This window comes from Buttiauxella sp. AC038 (genome assembly GCF_979253565.1).
The window spans coordinates 4,649,820-4,666,066 of sequence record NZ_CEEDCQ010000001.1 but is presented as its reverse complement, the minus strand read 5'-3'; the positions used below and the strand labels follow the sequence as shown (position 1 = coordinate 4,666,066).

At 50.7% G+C, this 16,247-nt stretch carries 15 protein-coding genes; 12 read left to right on the top strand and 3 right to left on the bottom strand.

Going from position 1 to position 16,247, the window contains the following annotated elements; genetic code table 11:
• Positions 1-31: 31 nt before the first annotated feature.
• The 4 genes from AC0IXI_RS22075 to ubiA all read left to right on the top strand — a co-directional run bounded on the left by AC0IXI_RS22075 (position 32) and on the right by ubiA (position 4,244).
• Entirely contained in the window at positions 32-1,345 is a 1,314-nt protein-coding gene (locus tag AC0IXI_RS22075) for a maltoporin (protein ID WP_134186421.1), read from the top strand.
• 148 nt (positions 1,346-1,493) lie between these two features.
• On the top strand, positions 1,494-2,450 hold the full coding sequence (gene malM / locus AC0IXI_RS22070; RefSeq protein WP_471683119.1) for a maltose operon protein MalM: 957 nt from the start codon (positions 1,494-1,496) through the stop codon (positions 2,448-2,450).
• Positions 2,451-2,862: 412 nt separating this feature from the next.
• The gene (gene ubiC / locus AC0IXI_RS22065) at positions 2,863-3,372 is read left to right on the top strand and encodes a chorismate lyase (protein WP_471683118.1); all 510 of its coding nucleotides are present in this window, start codon (positions 2,863-2,865) and stop codon (positions 3,370-3,372) included.
• Positions 3,372-4,244: a 4-hydroxybenzoate octaprenyltransferase gene (gene ubiA, locus AC0IXI_RS22060; protein ID WP_064515365.1), complete on the top strand. Its 873-nt coding sequence runs from the start codon at positions 3,372-3,374 to the stop codon at positions 4,242-4,244. Before ubiC ends, ubiA begins: the two co-directional genes overlap by 1 nt.
• Positions 4,245-4,275: 31 nt before the next feature.
• Here ubiA and plsB read toward each other — a convergent pair whose 3' ends face one another.
• The gene (gene plsB / locus AC0IXI_RS22055) at positions 4,276-6,705 is read right to left on the bottom strand and encodes a glycerol-3-phosphate 1-O-acyltransferase PlsB (protein ID WP_424221842.1); all 2,430 of its coding nucleotides are present in this window, start codon (positions 6,703-6,705) and stop codon (positions 4,276-4,278) included.
• A gap of 126 nt (positions 6,706-6,831) precedes the next feature.
• Between plsB and AC0IXI_RS22050 the strand changes: the two genes are divergently transcribed.
• The 4 genes from AC0IXI_RS22050 (at position 6,832) to AC0IXI_RS22035 (ending at position 9,692) form a co-directional block, all read left to right on the top strand.
• Positions 6,832-7,200, top strand: coding sequence for a diacylglycerol kinase (locus tag AC0IXI_RS22050; RefSeq protein WP_064515369.1), 369 nt, complete (start codon positions 6,832-6,834; stop codon positions 7,198-7,200).
• Between the two features lie 108 nt (positions 7,201-7,308).
• Positions 7,309-7,917, top strand: coding sequence for a transcriptional repressor LexA (lexA, locus tag AC0IXI_RS22045; protein ID WP_064515371.1), 609 nt, complete (start codon positions 7,309-7,311; stop codon positions 7,915-7,917).
• 74 nt (positions 7,918-7,991) lie between these two features.
• Positions 7,992-9,323: an MATE family efflux transporter DinF gene (gene dinF / locus AC0IXI_RS22040; RefSeq protein WP_471683117.1), complete on the top strand. Its 1,332-nt coding sequence runs from the start codon at positions 7,992-7,994 to the stop codon at positions 9,321-9,323.
• A gap of 159 nt (positions 9,324-9,482) precedes the next feature.
• Positions 9,483-9,692, top strand: a complete 210-nt coding sequence (locus AC0IXI_RS22035) for a CsbD family protein (RefSeq protein WP_034492637.1) — start codon at positions 9,483-9,485, stop codon at positions 9,690-9,692.
• A gap of 82 nt (positions 9,693-9,774) precedes the next feature.
• On the opposite strand, the gene zur is transcribed toward AC0IXI_RS22035, so the two are convergent.
• Complete coding sequence (gene zur / locus AC0IXI_RS22030; protein ID WP_064515375.1) at positions 9,775-10,290, bottom strand: zinc uptake transcriptional repressor Zur; 516 nt, start codon at positions 10,288-10,290, stop codon at positions 9,775-9,777.
• A gap of 105 nt (positions 10,291-10,395) precedes the next feature.
• On the opposite strand from zur, the gene AC0IXI_RS22025 reads away from it, so the two are divergent.
• The 3 genes from AC0IXI_RS22025 to dusA all read left to right on the top strand — a co-directional run bounded on the left by AC0IXI_RS22025 (position 10,396) and on the right by dusA (position 13,472).
• Entirely contained in the window at positions 10,396-10,899 is a 504-nt protein-coding gene (locus AC0IXI_RS22025; protein WP_064515376.1) for a cupin domain-containing protein, read from the top strand.
• Between the two features lie 171 nt (positions 10,900-11,070).
• Positions 11,071-12,378, top strand: a complete 1,308-nt coding sequence (locus tag AC0IXI_RS22020; RefSeq protein WP_064515378.1) for a conjugal transfer protein TraF — start codon at positions 11,071-11,073, stop codon at positions 12,376-12,378.
• A 95-nt stretch (positions 12,379-12,473) separates the two neighbouring features.
• Positions 12,474-13,472 carry a tRNA dihydrouridine(20/20a) synthase DusA gene (dusA, locus tag AC0IXI_RS22015; RefSeq protein WP_471683116.1) on the top strand — a complete coding sequence of 333 codons (999 nt, stop codon included), beginning with the start codon at positions 12,474-12,476 and terminating at the stop codon, positions 13,470-13,472.
• A gap of 213 nt (positions 13,473-13,685) precedes the next feature.
• Here dusA and AC0IXI_RS22010 read toward each other — a convergent pair whose 3' ends face one another.
• On the bottom strand, positions 13,686-14,669 hold the full coding sequence (locus AC0IXI_RS22010) for a quinone oxidoreductase (RefSeq protein ID WP_134186087.1): 984 nt from the start codon (positions 14,667-14,669) through the stop codon (positions 13,686-13,688).
• A 78-nt stretch (positions 14,670-14,747) separates the two neighbouring features.
• On the opposite strand from AC0IXI_RS22010, the gene dnaB reads away from it, so the two are divergent.
• Positions 14,748-16,154: a replicative DNA helicase gene (dnaB, locus tag AC0IXI_RS22005; RefSeq protein ID WP_034492420.1), complete on the top strand. Its 1,407-nt coding sequence runs from the start codon at positions 14,748-14,750 to the stop codon at positions 16,152-16,154.
• The last annotated feature ends 93 nt before the right edge of the window (positions 16,155-16,247 follow it).

The following is a 16,247-nucleotide window of genomic DNA, read 5'->3' as shown; positions in this document are numbered from 1 at the left end:
AAAAAGAAAAGCAATGATCTCAGGAGATAGAATAATGATTACTCTGCGCAAACTTCCACTGGCGGTCGCCGTAGCAGCAGGCGTTATGTCTGTTCAGGCACTGGCTGTGGACTTTCACGGTTATGCTCGTTCTGGTATCGGCTGGACTGGTAGCGGTGGCGAACAGCAGTGTTTCCAGGCAACTGGTGCTCAATCTAAATACCGTCTTGGTAACGAATGTGAAACCTATGCGGAATTGAAACTGGGTCAGGAAGTATGGAAAGAAGGCGATAAGAGCTTCTACTTCGATACTAACGTGGCGTACTCCGTAGCACAGGACAATGACTGGGAAGCAACCAGCCCGGCATTCCGTGAAGCAAACGTGCAGGGTAAAAACCTGATTGATGCGCTGCCAGGTGCCAATATGTGGGCAGGTAAGCGTTTCTATCAACGTCATGACGTTCACATGATCGACTTCTACTACTGGGATATTTCTGGTCCTGGTGCAGGTCTGGAAAACATCGATGTTGGCGTAGGTAAACTTTCCTTCGCAGCAACGCGTTCTTCTGAATCAGGCGGTTCTGCGGCATTCAACGATTTCAATGCTGACGGTACCCGTAACTACAGCAACAAAGTACCAAATGACGTATTCGACGTGCGTTGGGCAGGTATTGAAACCAACCCAGGCGGTACCCTGGAGCTGGGCGTTGACTACGGTCACACCAACATTCCTGACGACTATTATCTGCAACCAGGCGCTTCTAAAGATGGCTGGATGGGTACGCTTGAACATACCCAGAGCATGATGAAAGGCTACAACAAGTTTGTTCTGCAGTACGCAACAGACTCCATGACCTCGCAAGGTAAAGGTCAGGCACAGGGCGGCAGCCTCAATAACGACGGTTATCTGTTCCGTGTTATCGACCATGGTGCGATTACCCTGGCAGACCAATGGGACCTGATGTACGTCGGTATGTACCAGAACTTGAACCTGGATGATAACCAGGGGACTGAGTGGTACACCATCGGTGTTCGTCCAATGTACAAATGGACGCCAATCATGAGCACCCTGTTGGAAGTTGGCTACGACAACGTGAAATCCCAGGAAACTGGCGATCGTAACGGTCAGTACAAAATTACCCTGGCGCAACAATGGCAGGCAGGCGACAGCATCTGGTCCCGTCCGGCACTGCGTGTCTTCGCAACCTACGCCAAGTGGGATGAGAAATGGGGTTACGCTAAAGACGGTAACGGCGATTCAACTCGCTTCCAGATCAGCGACTCTTCTGGCAACAGCACCTTCTCTACCAGCCGTGGCGACAACGATGAGTTTAGCTTCGGTGCCCAGATGGAAATCTGGTGGTAATACAGCATTAACCTGAAGTGAAGAAATGATGGGGAGTTCGCCACTGAACTCTCCATCATGATTACCCTTGTATGCCAATGCCTGCTTCGATGGAAAGCGCTATTGCCTGGCTAACTTTCCACTGATTTCCCATTCGAGGTTTATAAAAATGAAAATGAAAAAAAGTCTCCTCGCACTCTGCCTTTCCGCAGGGTTGCTCGCCAGCGTGCCTGCCGTAAGCCTGGCTGATGTGAATATCGTTCCACAGGATATTTCAATGGCACCCGCCGTGCCGCCTTCTGCATTACAACAATTGCAATGGACGCCAGTCGATCAATCAAAGACATTGACGACGACGCTGGCTACTAGTGGTCAAAGCCTGAAAGCCGGAGATATTACTGGCCCGGTTGCAGCCTATAGCGTCCCTGCCAACATTGGTGAGCTGAATATCACGCTGACCAGTGAAGTGAACAAAAACTCAGTATTTGCGCCGAATGTGTTAGTGCTTGATCAGAATATGACGCCTGCGGCTTACTTCCCGGCAAGCTACTTTGCCTATCAGGAGCCCGGCGTAATGTCTGCCGATCGTCTGGAAGGCACACTGAAATTAACGCCAGCACTGGGGCAGCAAAAACTCTATTTATTGGTGTTCACCACCAATAAAGACACGCAACAGACCACCACGATGATTGACCCTGCCAAGGCTTATGCGAAAGGCACGGGCAACGCTGTTCCTGATATTCCAGACCCGATTGCCCGCCACGGCACTGACGGCACGCTGAAGATTAAAGTGAAAACCTCTTCTGCTTCGAGCGTGTTAGTCGGTCCACTATTCGGTTCATCAGGCCCAGGCCCGGTCACGGTTGGTAATACTGCAGCACCAGCCGCAACTTATGTTGCCCCGGCAGGTGTTGCTGCCACAGCGGCGGCACCAGCTACCGCCGCGCCCGCCAAAAAATCTGAGCCAGTGTTAAGCGATACCGAAACCTACTTCAATCAGGCTATCAAAGATGCAGTAGCGAAAGGCGATGTTGATAAAGCCCTGAAACTGCTGGATGAAGCTGAACGTCTGGGATCGACTAGCGCCCGTAAAACCTTTATCAGCAGTGTAAAAGGCAAGGGGTGATGGTTTCCCCGCAGTGCTGATGTTTGAAGTTTGGTGCGCATATATATGCGCACCTTTTTTTGCCCGTCATATTTCAAGCGGCCTCGGCATTGACTGCTCTCACTCACCCTATGAGCTTACCCTGGTAAGCTCATAGGGATTAATGAGAGACATCCTGTCTCTCACCGGAGGCCAGCCTCTGGCTGGTCAAATTCGTTCCCGACGAATTTGTCGTTCGTTTGCCGCCTTGATGCCACTCGAACTATTTAGGGCAACTTTGCTCCCCTTCAAGTTGACTGTGCATTTGCCGCCTTGATTCAACTCGAATGATTTAGAAGGCCTCCAACCTGTTAAATTGTTGTGAGCTTTTCCCTGCCCCGCTATACCTATTCTGCGTTACAATGACTGCCGGTTTTGTTTCGGAGAAATTCCCATGTCTGACGCGCTTTCGCCACTGCGCGCCTTACGTTTTGAAGCTACGATTCCCGAGGAGCTGAGTGCATCGCTTCTTGACTGGTTGTTGCTTGAAGACTCAATGACCAAACGCTTTGAGCAGTATTGTTCCAGGGTTACTGCCCGCATTGTGCGTGAAGGTTTTTTCGAATCGTATGTCGTTCTTCCTGAAGCTGATATGTTGCCTGAGTCCAGCCGTTATTGGTTGCGTGAAGTTGTGCTTTGCGGTGACGATGAGCCCTGGCTTTTGGGGCGTACCGTGGTGCCTGAATCAACCCTTGAAGGACCAGAGCTTGCTTTACAAAGGCTCGGAACCACGCCGCTTGGACGCTACCTGTTTAGTTCATCTTCCCTGACACGGGATTTTATTGAGATTGGCCGTAGTTCGGAGCTGTGGGGGCGTCGTTCCCGCCTGAGATTAGCTGGAAAGCCGCTGGTGCTTACCGAGTTATTCCTTCCTGCTTCTCCGTTGTATCGAGAGGAAAAATAATGGAGTGGAGTCTGAAACAGGGTAAATGGCAGGCGTATCAACGTCTGATGCGACTTGATAAGCCAATTGGCTCGCTTTTGTTGTTATGGCCCACCCTCTGGGCGCTGTGGCTTGCGACACCAGGAGTGCCTCCGCTAACCATTTTATGCGTGTTTATAGCCGGAGTGTGGATGATGCGCGCTGCGGGTTGCGTGGTAAATGACTACGCTGACCGTAAATTTGATGGTCACGTGAAACGTACGGCGCACAGGCCATTGCCGAGCGGGGCTGTAAGCGAGAAAGAAGCGCGTATCTTATTTGCGGTACTGGTAGTGCTCTCGTTTTTACTGGTGCTGACGTTAAATACCATGACGATTTTATTATCGGTGGCGGGGTTAGCGCTGGCATGGGTTTATCCGTTTATGAAGCGCTACACTCATCTGCCGCAAGTAGTGCTAGGGGCCGCATTTGGCTGGTCAATCCCTATGGCATTTGCCGCAGTGAGCGAGTCTGTTCCACTTAGCTGTTGGCTGATGTTTTTAACCAATATTTGCTGGGCTGTAGCTTATGACACGCAGTACGCAATGGTTGACCGCGATGATGATCTGAAAATCGGTATTAAATCCACAGCGATCTTATTTGGCCGCTATGACAATCTGATTATCGGTATTTTGCAGTTTACTGTGATGGTGTTGTTGGCGGTGATTGGCTGGTTAAACGGATTAGGTGGGGCGTTCTACTGGTCTATTGCGCTAGCGGGGATGCTCTTTGTTCATCAGCAACGGCTGACGGCGAATCGTGACCGTGATGCTTGTTTTAAAGCTTTCCTGAATAACAATTACGTTGGTCTGGTGCTGTTTATTGGGCTGGTGTTGAGTTACCTACATTTCTAAAAAACAGGCGGGTTTCCCCGCCTGTATTGTTTTACTCAGTCGCAGCCTGCGACGTCGCGCTTTCAATCGTCAAACGCACATCCGGCATGATCAGTTCTGCCAGCATCTGGTAGACCTTCATCGTTTCGGCGGGTTCTGCATCTCCGGTGTCGCTGATATAGCCTTCATCACGCAAGGTTAATACCAGCGAGGTGAACACAGCTTTATCGAAGAACTCAGGTGCATTAATGCCATGCAACACCGACAAACGTTGGGCAACGGTGCGGCTTTCGCGCTCCAGTGTCCCACGGTTTATTGACGGATTAGCGCTCAGCAGCCAGAAAGTAATGGCGTAACGTTGCAGCGTTTCACGAACACCTGCCGCGAGAAGCTGCATAGTGCGTGAGCGTGCCGGGTTAATCACCACTTCTTCACCCGTAAGGGTAATCAGATCCTGGCGAACCAGTTCATTAAGCAGCGCATCCATTTCACTGGCAAGTTCAGCTTTTTCCCAACGCAGGAACAGCTCAGACTTCAGCATTGGGTAGAGTAGCTCAACCTGACGCAGAAGCTCGCTACGGGAAATGTGGCGATGCTGCGTGATAATTGCAGCCAGCAGAGAAGGCAACACCAGCATATGCAGGATGTTGTTACGGTAGTAAGTCATCAGTACTGCCTGCTCACGCGGCAGAATGATGATGTCACCAATCGTATCTTTCTCTAATTCAAACTTGTTCATCTGCAACGCATGTTCGATAAGCGCTTCTGCTGGCTGATCTGGTGCGGTCGCATCCGGTGAATACGGCACATTACGCAACAGGCTCAGGTAACAGTTGAGCTGTTCGGTCAGTTGTTCGCGCGTCAGTGAACGCTGGCGCGATGCCAGGAGCGCGGTACAACACAGGTTCATGGCGTTTGCCGCGCCTGCATTGTTAATACGCACCATCAGTTCGGCAGCAATTTCATTAACCGTTGGCGTTAACCATGCCGGGCGAATGGATTCAATCGGGTCGATTGAATCACGCCACTCAGGCACTCGCTGGTTGAGGAATGTCATCAACGGCATAGGTTCGCCGAAGTTAACATAGCCCTGGCCGAGGTTACGCAGCTTGCTCAGCCCACGAACCATCTGCATGAAGCTTTCTTTTTCTTTGGTCGCACCGCGCAGTTCTTTTGCGTAAGTCCCCACTTCCATTACATGCTCGTAGCCAATGTAAATTGGCACCAATGTAATTGGACGAGTACCGCCACGCAGCATGGCCTGAATGGTCATCGACAGCGTGCCGGTTTTCGGGTCAAGCAAACGGCCGGTACGAGAACGGCCACCTTCCACAAAGTATTCAACGGAATAGCCACGGCTAAACAGCTCGCCAAGATATTCACGGAACACGGTGGAGTAGAGTTTGCTGCCCTTAAAGGTACGGCGAATAAAGAACGCGCCCAGGCGGCGGAAAATCGGGCCTGCTGGCCAGAAGTTCAGGTTGATACCCGCCGCAATGTGCGGAGGAACCAGCCCCTGGTGGTAAAGCACGTAAGACAAAAGCATGTAGTCCATGTGGCTGCGGTGGCAGGGAACATAGACAATCTCGTGGCCGTCGTGAGCCAGTTGGCGTACACGTTCTGCATTATGAACGTTAATGCCCTGGTACAGGCGGTTCCACGTCAGACCTAATACGCGGTCGGTCAAACGCACGGCTTCATAGGAGAAGTTCGCCGCAATCTCTTCCATCAAGGCAACAGCATTTTGCTGTGCTTTTTCATGGGAGATTTTCTTGCTGCGCGCTTCATCTTCTACTGCACGGGCAATAGCTTTTGAGGCCAGAAGTTTGTTAAACAGATCCTGACGTACCGGCAGACGCGGGCCTACAGTCGCTAAACGCTGGCGAGCAAAGTGCATACGCGCCACGCGTGCCAGTTTTTGGGCGATTTTTTTATCTGTACCGTGATCGGTTGCCATCTGGCGCAGCGAAACAGGTGCCGAGAACCGCACAAAACTGTCGCGCCCAAGCCAGGATACCGCGAAGAATTTCTGAATGCCGTTAAGCATCTTCAGTGGCGGGTTAACTTCGCCTTTTTCGCGACCCGGAGAGCGGCCAAACATCACCGATACCGGCACCATCTGCACATCCAGATTTGGATTGCTGCGGTGCAAGTCGAGATAATCATGGAATAGCTTGATCGACTCTTCTTTTGGCGTGTAATAAGTGAACACGCGCGGGCCGCCATGGATAAAGACATAGCGCGGCAATACCGCACCGTCGATCTCTAATGGCTCGAGAGGGTCGGGCAAGTTGTGCGCGAGGCATTGCGCGCGCAGGGTTAATAAGTCCGCCTTTGAGTTATACGGCAGAACGTACATTATTGGGCGTGTGGGATCTAAGCCCAGTTCGGCCTGTGGATCTGCCGGAATGGACTTGCTCTTTACCAGAACGCCTAATGGTAAATTAAGTAATTTGTAGTAGATTCTTGGCCAGCCTGACATAAACGATGTAAAGCCTCAGGTTAATGATGCAAATTCGCCGCAAGAATATCAGAATCTCACCCAGATTTCTGTGGCGTTATAATTTTGACAAGCATTGATGCAAATAATTTGAAAAGGTTTCCTAAAATGGCGAGCAGTACCACTGGACTTACCCGTATCATCAAAGCCGCAGGCTACTCATGGAAAGGGCTCAAAGCAGCCTGGATCAATGAAGCAGCTTTCCGCCAGGAAGGCGTTTCTGCCGTTATCGCCATTGCCATCGCATGTTGGTTAGATGTCGACCCCATTACCCGCATTCTACTTATCGGCTCAGTCGTGTTGGTCATGATTGTCGAGATCCTCAACAGCGCTATCGAGGCTCTTGTCGACCGTGTTGGCACTGATTATCACGAACTTTCCGGGCGAGCCAAAGACATGGGCTCGGCCGCAGTATTAATTTCAATTATCCTCGCGGTAATTACCTGGGTCACGCTGCTTTGGTCGCATTTGCGGTGATCTTTCCAGAATAGTTAAGTGCCTGGTTTTTTGCTTAATTTGTGGTTCCAAATTGACCTTTGACTGTATATACTCACAGCATAACTGTATAAACACCCAGGGGGCGGAATGAAAGCGTTAACTACCAGGCAGCAAGAGGTGTTTGATCTTATTCGGGATCATATCAGCCAGACCGGCATGCCACCGACTCGTGCCGAGATTGCTCAACGTCTGGGGTTCCGTTCTCCGAACGCCGCTGAAGAGCATTTAAAAGCACTTGCCCGTAAAGGTGTGCTTGAAATTGTTTCTGGCGCATCCCGTGGTATCCGCCTGTTGGTGGAAGAAGTGACCGGTATTCCACTGGTTGGGCGTGTTGCTGCAGGTGAGCCACTCCTTGCACAGCAACACATCGAAGGCCATTATCAGGTCGACCCATCACTGTTTAAACCAAATGCCGACTTCTTGCTGCGCGTCAGCGGTATGTCGATGAAAGACATCGGCATTATGGATGGCGATCTGCTTGCGGTTCATAAAACCCAGGATGTGCGTAATGGCCAGGTTGTTGTCGCGCGTATCGATGATGAAGTTACCGTTAAGCGCTTAAAACAACAGGGCAACACCGTTCATCTGTTGCCAGAAAACAGTGAGTTTGAACCGATCGTGGTTGACCTACGCGAGCATAACTTCTCTATTGAAGGGCTGGCTGTTGGGGTTATCCGCAACGGCGACTGGCTGTAAAATCTCTTTAGGTGATGCGCATTTAAAGTGCGCATCACTGCCTTAATTATCTTTGATCTCCTTCAGGAGATGTCATGCAATTATTCTCCACAGCGGATCGTGCGCTCTGGCGCCTCGCTTTACCCATGATTTTCTCCAACATTACTGTTCCGCTGCTTGGCCTTGTCGATACGGCTGTTATTGGTCATCTGGATAGTCCTGTTTATCTGGGCGGTGTTGCCATTGGTGCGACAGCAACCAGCTTCCTGTTTATGTTGCTGCTGTTTTTGCGAATGAGTACCACAGGTTTAACTGCTCAGGCTTTTGGTGCCAATAATCCCTCAGCGTTAGCTCGTGCACTGGTGCAACCATTATTACTGGCACTAGGGGCAGGGGTGGCAATTGTCTTACTGCGCGATCCCCTCATTTCACTCGCTTTACAAATTGTCGGCGGCAATCAGGATGTGCTCGTACAAGCGCAACGCTTTCTTGAAATCCGCTGGCTGAGTGCGCCAGCCTCGCTTGCCAACCTCGTTTTACTGGGATGGTTGCTAGGGGTTCAATACGCACGAGCTCCGGTTATCTTGCTGGTAGTCGGCAATCTTCTGAATATCGTACTGGATGTGTGGCTGGTGATGGGGGTGCACCTTGATGTTCAAGGGGCGGCACTTGCGACTGTTACTGCTGAATACGCGACATTTTTCATCGGATTGCTGATGGTGAAGAAGGCTATGGGCTTGCGAGGTATCAGCTTTGAGATGCTCAAACAGTCCTGGCGTGGCAATGTTCGGCGCTTACTGGCGCTTAATCGGGACATCATGTTGCGCTCGTTATTACTGCAAGTGTGCTTTGCTTCAGTCACCATCTTTGGTGCGCGCTTAGGCAGCGAAATTGTCGCCGTCAATGCGGTGTTAATGACTCTCCTGACGTTTACCGCTTATGCGCTTGATGGTTTTGCCTATGCTGTTGAAGCTCACTCCGGGCAAGCTTATGGTGCAAAGAATCGTGGTCAATTGCTCGAGGTTTGGGGGGCAGCTTGTCGGCAGGCGGGTTTAGTCGCGCTCATGTTTGCCGTGGTGTATGCCCTATTTGGCGAGCAAATTGTTTCTCTTCTGACGTCCATTTCCCAATTACAGCTACAGGCCGATCGTTATCTCCACTGGCAGATTGTGTTACCCGTGGTTGGTGTCTGGTGCTACTTGCTGGATGGGATGTTTATTGGCGCGACAAGAGGCGCTGAGATGCGTAATAGCATGGCGGTTGCCGCTGTTGGTTTCGGCCTAACGCTCTTCACTGTTCCGTATTTAGGCAACCACGGGTTATGGCTGTCTGTAGCGGTATTCCTTGCTCTGCGGGGGCTGGCGTTAGGTTGGATTTGGCGTCGTCACTGGCAGCAAAATAGCTGGTTTAACAATGTACAAAGTTAAGCCGTATGGTTAAAGATTCTTAGTTTTCTCCCCACCACCATATCCTTGACTACAATTATTATCACGTCCAGCAGATAGAGTGGTGTTGGCCAAATGGCAGCACATTGGACGTTGGTAATTTTTTAGCAGTTCTTCCCCCCGAACGATGAGGATATTATTATGAATAAAGACGAAATCGGCGGTAACTGGAAACAGTTTAAAGGCACAGTAAAAGAGAAATGGGGCAAACTGACTGACGATGATATGACTGTCATCGAAGGCAAACGCGATCAGCTTGTCGGTAAAATTCAAGAGCGTTATGGGTACGAAAAGGATAAGGCAGAGGAAGAAGTCGTTGATTGGGAAACTCGCAACAAATACCGTTGGTAATTAGCTTCCCTCAGATGTGTTAACTCTCAGCCCTGCCCTGGTACATGGATGTACCGTTCCATTCAACTCAAATCCAACCAATCTAACGAGATTTCTTCTTCGACTGAACTGAGTGGTCATGCCCGCAAGCATCCGGGTGGCTACAAGCTTCAACTTCTGCACATGCGCTGCATAAGCCATGCGCCTCAATAACGTTATGATGCAAAGCAAACCCTAACTGGGCCGCCAGTTGGTGCATGATATCTTCCACACCTTCCGCACTACGCTCCTTCACCGCACCACATCGATCACAAATAAACATCGCAGATGAGTGAGTTGGCTGATCGATAAGATTGCACAACACATAGCTGTTAGTGGACTCTACACGGTGTACAAAACCTTGTTCGAGCAGAAAATCGAGCGCACGATACACTGTCGGGGGTTTAGCTTGCGGTTCGCTGGCACGCAGTAAATCCAGCAAATCATAAGCACTGATAGCGCCCGCTTGCTGAGTCAGCAAACGCAATACTTCAAGACGTTGTGGTGTCAGGCGCACATTACGCTGCTCGCATAGTTTTTCAGCCTGCGCTAACACGTTTTGTGAAGTCGTGATGTCCATCAGTATTCCCCTGTAGATTAGCCCTACACTTTATCACAACGCGCAAAAAACGCCGAGTGGTGCGCTTAGCCACAACCTTTTGAGATGACTATCCCGGAGTTTGTTATGAATAAACCTGATTGCATTCGCCACTGGAAGGAAATAGAAGGTGACGATGATTCGACTTATCCAGACAGCGCAGAACGGTTTTCTATTGGCGCGCCACTGGCCCGCAAACTGGGTCTTAATCGCCTTGGAATTCATCATGAGCGCCTGCTACCAGGTCGCCGCACATCTTATCCTCATGCCGAAAGCAGCGAAGAAGAGTTTGCTTATGTGCTCGAAGGGCATCCACAGGTGTGGATTAATGGGCACCTTTACCCACTTGAACCTGGCGATAGCGTTGGTTTCCCTGCTGGAACAGGTATCTGCCATACCTTTATCAACAACACAGAGCATGAAGTCCGGCTGCTGATTGTGGGGGAGGCAAACAAAGCTGAGAACCGAATTTATTACCCGCTAAACCCAGGCTATGCCGCACAGCGTCAGGATCGCTGGATTGACCATCCCCCGCAATTTTTCGGCCCGCACGACGGCCAGCCTTCACGAAAACCGAACGGTAAACTATAAATAAGTTTGCATGGAAATTTTGAACTCATAATCCTGAAGGATAGAAACGGGATTCCGATGGGCGAAACAGCCCACTTTTCAGCCTTTTATTCACAGCAATAGTCCGCCTCTGTTCAGTCATAACTGGCAGGGGCAGTTATTACATCTGATCAACAGACGGACGTGTGGTGAATGAAAAAAATGAAAACTTTGGCGGCGTTTAGCGCCGCATCTTTATTTATGGCAAATCACGCTTATGCGGCAGGCACATGGTCTGAAGCACGAAGTGATGCTATGGGTGGTACTGGTGTCGCTTCCGCGAGCTACGGAAGTGGGGTGCTTACGAACCCCGCTTTGCTGGCTAAGGCTAAGCAGGACGACACAGTGACGGTTATTCTGCCGTCTGTGAGTGCGCAAATTACGGATAAAGATAATCTGCAGGATCAGATTGATGACATTAGCGATAAGGTTGATCAATACAAAAACGTTATCGACGATCTCACCCTGCAGGATATCCTTTTAAATCCAAATGGTTCGCTCAACCAGTTTCAGGGTGCTGCGGGCGATCTGGCTGGAGAGCTGAATGATCTGAAAGGTAAAACGGCAAACGCGAAGGCGGGGGCCAGTATCGCAGTCAGTATTCCAAACGACGTGCTTTCAGTGGCTTTTGTCGCAAAAGCCTATGCACGAGCGCATGTTAGTTCTTCCATTGATCAGCAAGATATCGATTACCTCAATAGCATCGCAGGTTCTCGGGCAGTGGCCGGGGGCGTTGCGTTAGATGCCGCTATTAATGGCTCCGATGTTATTACCAGCAATCTGAACTCTACGGCTTCTGGCCGTGCAGCTATTGTCTCTGACTATGGCGTGGCGCTTGCGAAGGAGTTTGATCTCGGTGGAGTGCCGGTTTCTTTTGGCGTCACACCGAAGTTGCAAAAAACCTGGCTCTATAACTACACCACCTCAATTTATAACTACGACAGCAGTGACTGGAATAGCAGCCGCTATCGTAATGATGACACTGGTTTCAACGTGGATGCCGGCCTGGCGGCCGATTTCGGCGAAAACTGGACGGTTGGTCTGAGCGGTCAGAACCTGATTTCGCGTGACATTGATACCAAAGATATTCTGATCACCAATGGCAGAACCGGTGAGACAACTAACTACAAAGACACGTACCAGATTCGTCCATTGGTGACGGCTGGTGTAGCCTGGCATAACGATCTCATCACCCTCAGCGCCGATGGCGACCTCACCGAAACCAAAGGCTTCAAAAGCGAAGAAGACTCGCAGTACGTTGGCGTCGGTGCTGAAATTACGCCGTTGCCATGGCTTGCCGTGCGAGCGGGTTATCGTGCTGACGTCAAATCAAACGACAGCAACGTCTTTACCGGCGGTATTGGTTTTGCACCATTTAATCGTGTTCATGTTGATTTAATGGGGCTATACGGCGAAGACCAGACATGGGGGGCCGGAGCGCAGCTTAGTGTGACCTTCTGATAAAAATAGCCGTCGGGACGAGCAGGTGTCCCGACGCTGCTTTATGCTATAGTGGCGACCCTTTTTTAACCGTAGCCCGTAAACGCCCACAGCCTATGTCCTCACAAACCAACCAGACTCCTTTCCAGCCACATCGTTTTTCCATTGCGCCGATGCTTGACTGGACCGATCGCCACTGCCGCTACTTATTGCGTCAGTTATCAAGCCAGACACTGCTGTACACCGAAATGGTGACAACCGGTGCGATTATTCATGGCAAAGGGGACTATCTGGCGTACAGCGAAGACGAGCATCCTATCGCGCTGCAATTAGGCGGTAGCGATCCGGCTGCATTGGCTATTTGCGCGAAACTGGCGCAAGAGCGTGGCTACGACGAAATTAACCTGAATGTCGGCTGTCCATCTGACCGTGTACAAAACGGCATGTTTGGCGCGTGTCTTATGGCTGATGCGCAGCGCGTTGCGGATTGTATTAAAGCGATGCGTGATGTGGTTTCTATTCCGGTTACCGTCAAAACCCGTATCGGCATTGATGACCAGGATAGCTACGAATTCCTGTGTGATTTTATTGGCACGGTAGCCGGGAAGGGTGAATGCGAGATGTTTATCATCCATGCCCGTAAAGCCTGGCTTTCTGGTTTAAGCCCAAAAGAAAACCGCGAAATTCCACCGCTGGATTACCCGCGCGTTTATCAGTTAAAGCGTGATTTCCCGCATCTGACAATGGCGATTAACGGTGGGATTAAAACGCTGGAAGAAGCTAAAACGCATCTGGAACATATGGATGGCGTCATGGTCGGGCGCGAAGCCTACCAGAACCCAGGTTTACTGACGGCAGTTGATCGGGAGATTTTTGGCCTTGATACGCAGGAAGTCGACACCGTTGCAGCGGTGCGTGCGATGTATCCGTACATTGAACGCGAACTGGCGAATGGCACTTATTTAGGCCACGTTACACGCCATATGTTAGGCCTGTTCCAGGGGATCCCAGGTGCGCGCCAGTGGCGTCGTTACCTGAGTGAAAACGCCCATAAAGCCGGTGCAGGAATCGACGTTGTGGAACATGCGTTGTCATTGGTTGCCGACAAACGCTAGGTTTTGTTTGTAATAACCCATCTAATTGCTCAGGTATTGCGGAGTTGATCACAACCTCGCATCTTTCTGGCTAAGTTTGCGGGTCGCGGGATATCAATTATTTACCAAATCTGACAATATTACCGGGTTGCAAAAAACGAATTCATCGCGCTGTACCCTACATACAGAGCGAACAAAAAAAGAATGGGCTTCCCTTGGGAGGCCCAAATTCTTTTATGGAATCAGTAAACTAGAGCCTTGTGTACTGCGGCTCTCCAGCGTTGTATGAGCCAGCGCGGCATCGCTCAAAGCAAACTTCTGGTTTTCAGCCACATCCACTTTAATCACACCGCTGGCAATCAACGAGAACAGCTCGTTGCTCGCTTCCTCCAGCTCCTCACGCGTGGTCACGTAACCATTTAGTGACGGACGAGTAACATACAGTGAGCCTTTCTGGTTCAAAATCCCCAGATTCACACCCGTCACCGGGCCTGAAGAGTTACCAAAACTCACCATCAGCCCCTGGCGCTGTAAGCAGTCGAGCGAAGCCTCCCAGGTATCTTTCCCTACAGAGTCATAAACTACGGCCACTTTTTTGCCGCCAGTAATCTCTTTCACTCGGTCGACAAGGTTTTCTTCGCGGTAATTAATGGTCTGCCAGGCTCCAGCCTTTTTGGCGCGATCCGCCTTTTGTGCTGACCCAACGGTACCAATCAGTTTTGCGCCTAGTGCTTTGGCCCACTGGCAGGCAATTAGCCCCACGCCACCGGCAGCAGCATGGAATAAGAAAACTTCATTAGCTTTGATATCGTAGGTTTTACGCAGCAGATAATAAACCGTCAGCCCTTTGAGGAACGACGCGGCAGCTTGCTCAAAAGAGATAGCGTCAGGAAGTTTTGCGGCTTTATCGGCAGGCACATTGTGAACACTGCTGTATGCGCCGAGTCCGGACTGTGCGTAGACCACTCGATCGCCAACTTTAATATGTGTTACCGCGCTGCCAATTTTACTGACTACTCCCGCAGCCTCAGTACCGAGGCCGCTTGGTAGCATCGGAGGTGGGTATAAACCGCTGCGAATATAGGTGTCGATGTAGTTGATACCAATCGCTTTGTTCTCAACCTGGACTTCGTTTTCTGCGGGAGCGGTTGGGGTGAATTCAACAACTTTTAAGACTTCTGGTCCGCCGTGCTGACTAAATTCAATGCGTGTTGCCATGAGAACTCCTTCTGTTTCCTCGGAGGGAGATAGAGTAAACTCTCGTCTCTCTTATCTGATTTTGGTAACTCCCTCACTATGGCAGGAAATAAACCCTTCAACAAACCGAAAGAACCCCGCGATCGTCAGATGGAAGGGCTGAAAATGCCGCCACATTCTCTGGAAGCGGAGCAGTCGGTGTTGGGCGGTTTAATGCTGGACAACGAACGCTGGGATAACGTTTCCGAGCGCGTCGTGGCTAACGATTTTTTCAGCCGTCCACACCGCATGATCTTCACCGAAATGCAGCGTTTGCTCGAAATGAGCAAGCCAATCGACCTGATCACGCTTTCTGAATCTCTGGAACTTCAGGGCAATCTGGAAAGTGTCGGTGGTTTCGCCTATCTGGCCGAATTATCAAAAAATACGCCAAGTGCTGCGAACATCAGTGCCTATGCTGATATCGTGCGCGAACGTGCCGTAGTGCGTGAAATGATTTCCGTCGCGAATGAAATCGCGGATGCTGGTTACGATCCTCAAGGGCGCACCAGCGAAGACTTGCTCGATCTCGCCGAGTCCCGCGTATTCCAGATTGCTGAGAGCCGTGCGAATAAAGACGAAGGCCCGAAAAGTATCGACCAAATCCTTGAAGCGACAGTCTCGCGTATCGAAACGCTTTACCAGACGCCACACGATGGCGTAACGGGCGTCGACACCGGCTACCAGGACTTGAACAAGAAAACGGCTGGTCTGCAAAAATCGGATCTGATCATCGTGGCGGCGCGTCCGTCGATGGGTAAAACCACCTTTGCGATGAACTTGTGCGAAAACGCCGCGATGTTGCAGGAAAAACCGGTGCTGATTTTCAGCCTCGAGATGCCAGGCGAGCAGATCATGATGCGTATGCTGGCGTCGCTGTCACGCGTCGACCAGACTAAAATCCGTACCGGCCAGCTTGATGACGAAGACTGGGCGCGCATTTCCAGCACCATGGGCATCTTGCTTGAAAAACGCAACATGTACATTGATGACTCATCCGGCCTTACACCAACGGAAGTGCGTTCGCGTGCGCGCCGTATCTACCGTGAGCATGGCGGCCTCAGCCTGATAATGATCGACTACCTGCAATTAATGCGCGTACCGTCACTATCGGACAACCGTACCCTGGAAATCGCCGAGATTTCGCGCTCGCTAAAAGCGCTGGCAAAAGAGCTGCAAGTGCCGGTAGTTGCGCTTTCGCAGCTTAATCGCTCCCTGGAACAACGTGCAGATAAACGCCCGGTTAACTCGGATTTGCGTGAATCAGGCTCCATCGAGCAGGATGCCGACTTAATCATGTTCATCTATCGTGACGAAGTTTATAACGACAACAGTGACGAGAAAGGCATCGCGCAAATCATCCTCGGTAAGCAGCGTAACGGCCCAATCGGCACCGTGCGCCTGACGTTTAACGGGCAATTCTCACGTTTCGATAATTACGCTGGCCCGCAATACGACGAAGACTAAATCCTCGTTATCCTTCACGCTGCAAGTGCGTTGGCTGCACTCGCTTACCCCAATCGCTTACTTGTGTAAGCTCATGGGGATTCACGAGTTTGC

Excerpts from the sequence above, each read along its gene's own strand:
- malM (WP_471683119.1), top strand. The coding sequence starts at position 1,494 with ATGAAAATGAAAAAAAGTCTCCTCGCACTCTGCCTTTCCGCAGGGTTG.
- ubiC (WP_471683118.1), top strand. The coding sequence starts at position 2,863 with ATGTCTGACGCGCTTTCGCCACTGCGCGCCTTACGTTTTGAAGCTACG.
- ubiA (WP_064515365.1), top strand. The coding sequence starts at position 3,372 with ATGGAGTGGAGTCTGAAACAGGGTAAATGGCAGGCGTATCAACGTCTG.
- plsB (WP_424221842.1), bottom strand. The coding sequence starts at position 6,705 with ATGTCAGGCTGGCCAAGAATCTACTACAAATTACTTAATTTACCATTA.
- AC0IXI_RS22050 (WP_064515369.1), top strand. The coding sequence starts at position 6,832 with ATGGCGAGCAGTACCACTGGACTTACCCGTATCATCAAAGCCGCAGGC.
- lexA (WP_064515371.1), top strand. The coding sequence starts at position 7,309 with ATGAAAGCGTTAACTACCAGGCAGCAAGAGGTGTTTGATCTTATTCGG.
- dinF (WP_471683117.1), top strand. The coding sequence starts at position 7,992 with ATGCAATTATTCTCCACAGCGGATCGTGCGCTCTGGCGCCTCGCTTTA.
- AC0IXI_RS22035 (WP_034492637.1), top strand. The coding sequence starts at position 9,483 with ATGAATAAAGACGAAATCGGCGGTAACTGGAAACAGTTTAAAGGCACA.
- zur (WP_064515375.1), bottom strand. The coding sequence starts at position 10,290 with ATGGACATCACGACTTCACAAAACGTGTTAGCGCAGGCTGAAAAACTA.
- AC0IXI_RS22025 (WP_064515376.1), top strand. The coding sequence starts at position 10,396 with ATGAATAAACCTGATTGCATTCGCCACTGGAAGGAAATAGAAGGTGAC.
- AC0IXI_RS22020 (WP_064515378.1), top strand. The coding sequence starts at position 11,071 with ATGAAAAAAATGAAAACTTTGGCGGCGTTTAGCGCCGCATCTTTATTT.
- dusA (WP_471683116.1), top strand. The coding sequence starts at position 12,474 with ATGTCCTCACAAACCAACCAGACTCCTTTCCAGCCACATCGTTTTTCC.
- AC0IXI_RS22010 (WP_134186087.1), bottom strand. The coding sequence starts at position 14,669 with ATGGCAACACGCATTGAATTTAGTCAGCACGGCGGACCAGAAGTCTTA.
- dnaB (WP_034492420.1), top strand. The coding sequence starts at position 14,748 with ATGGCAGGAAATAAACCCTTCAACAAACCGAAAGAACCCCGCGATCGT.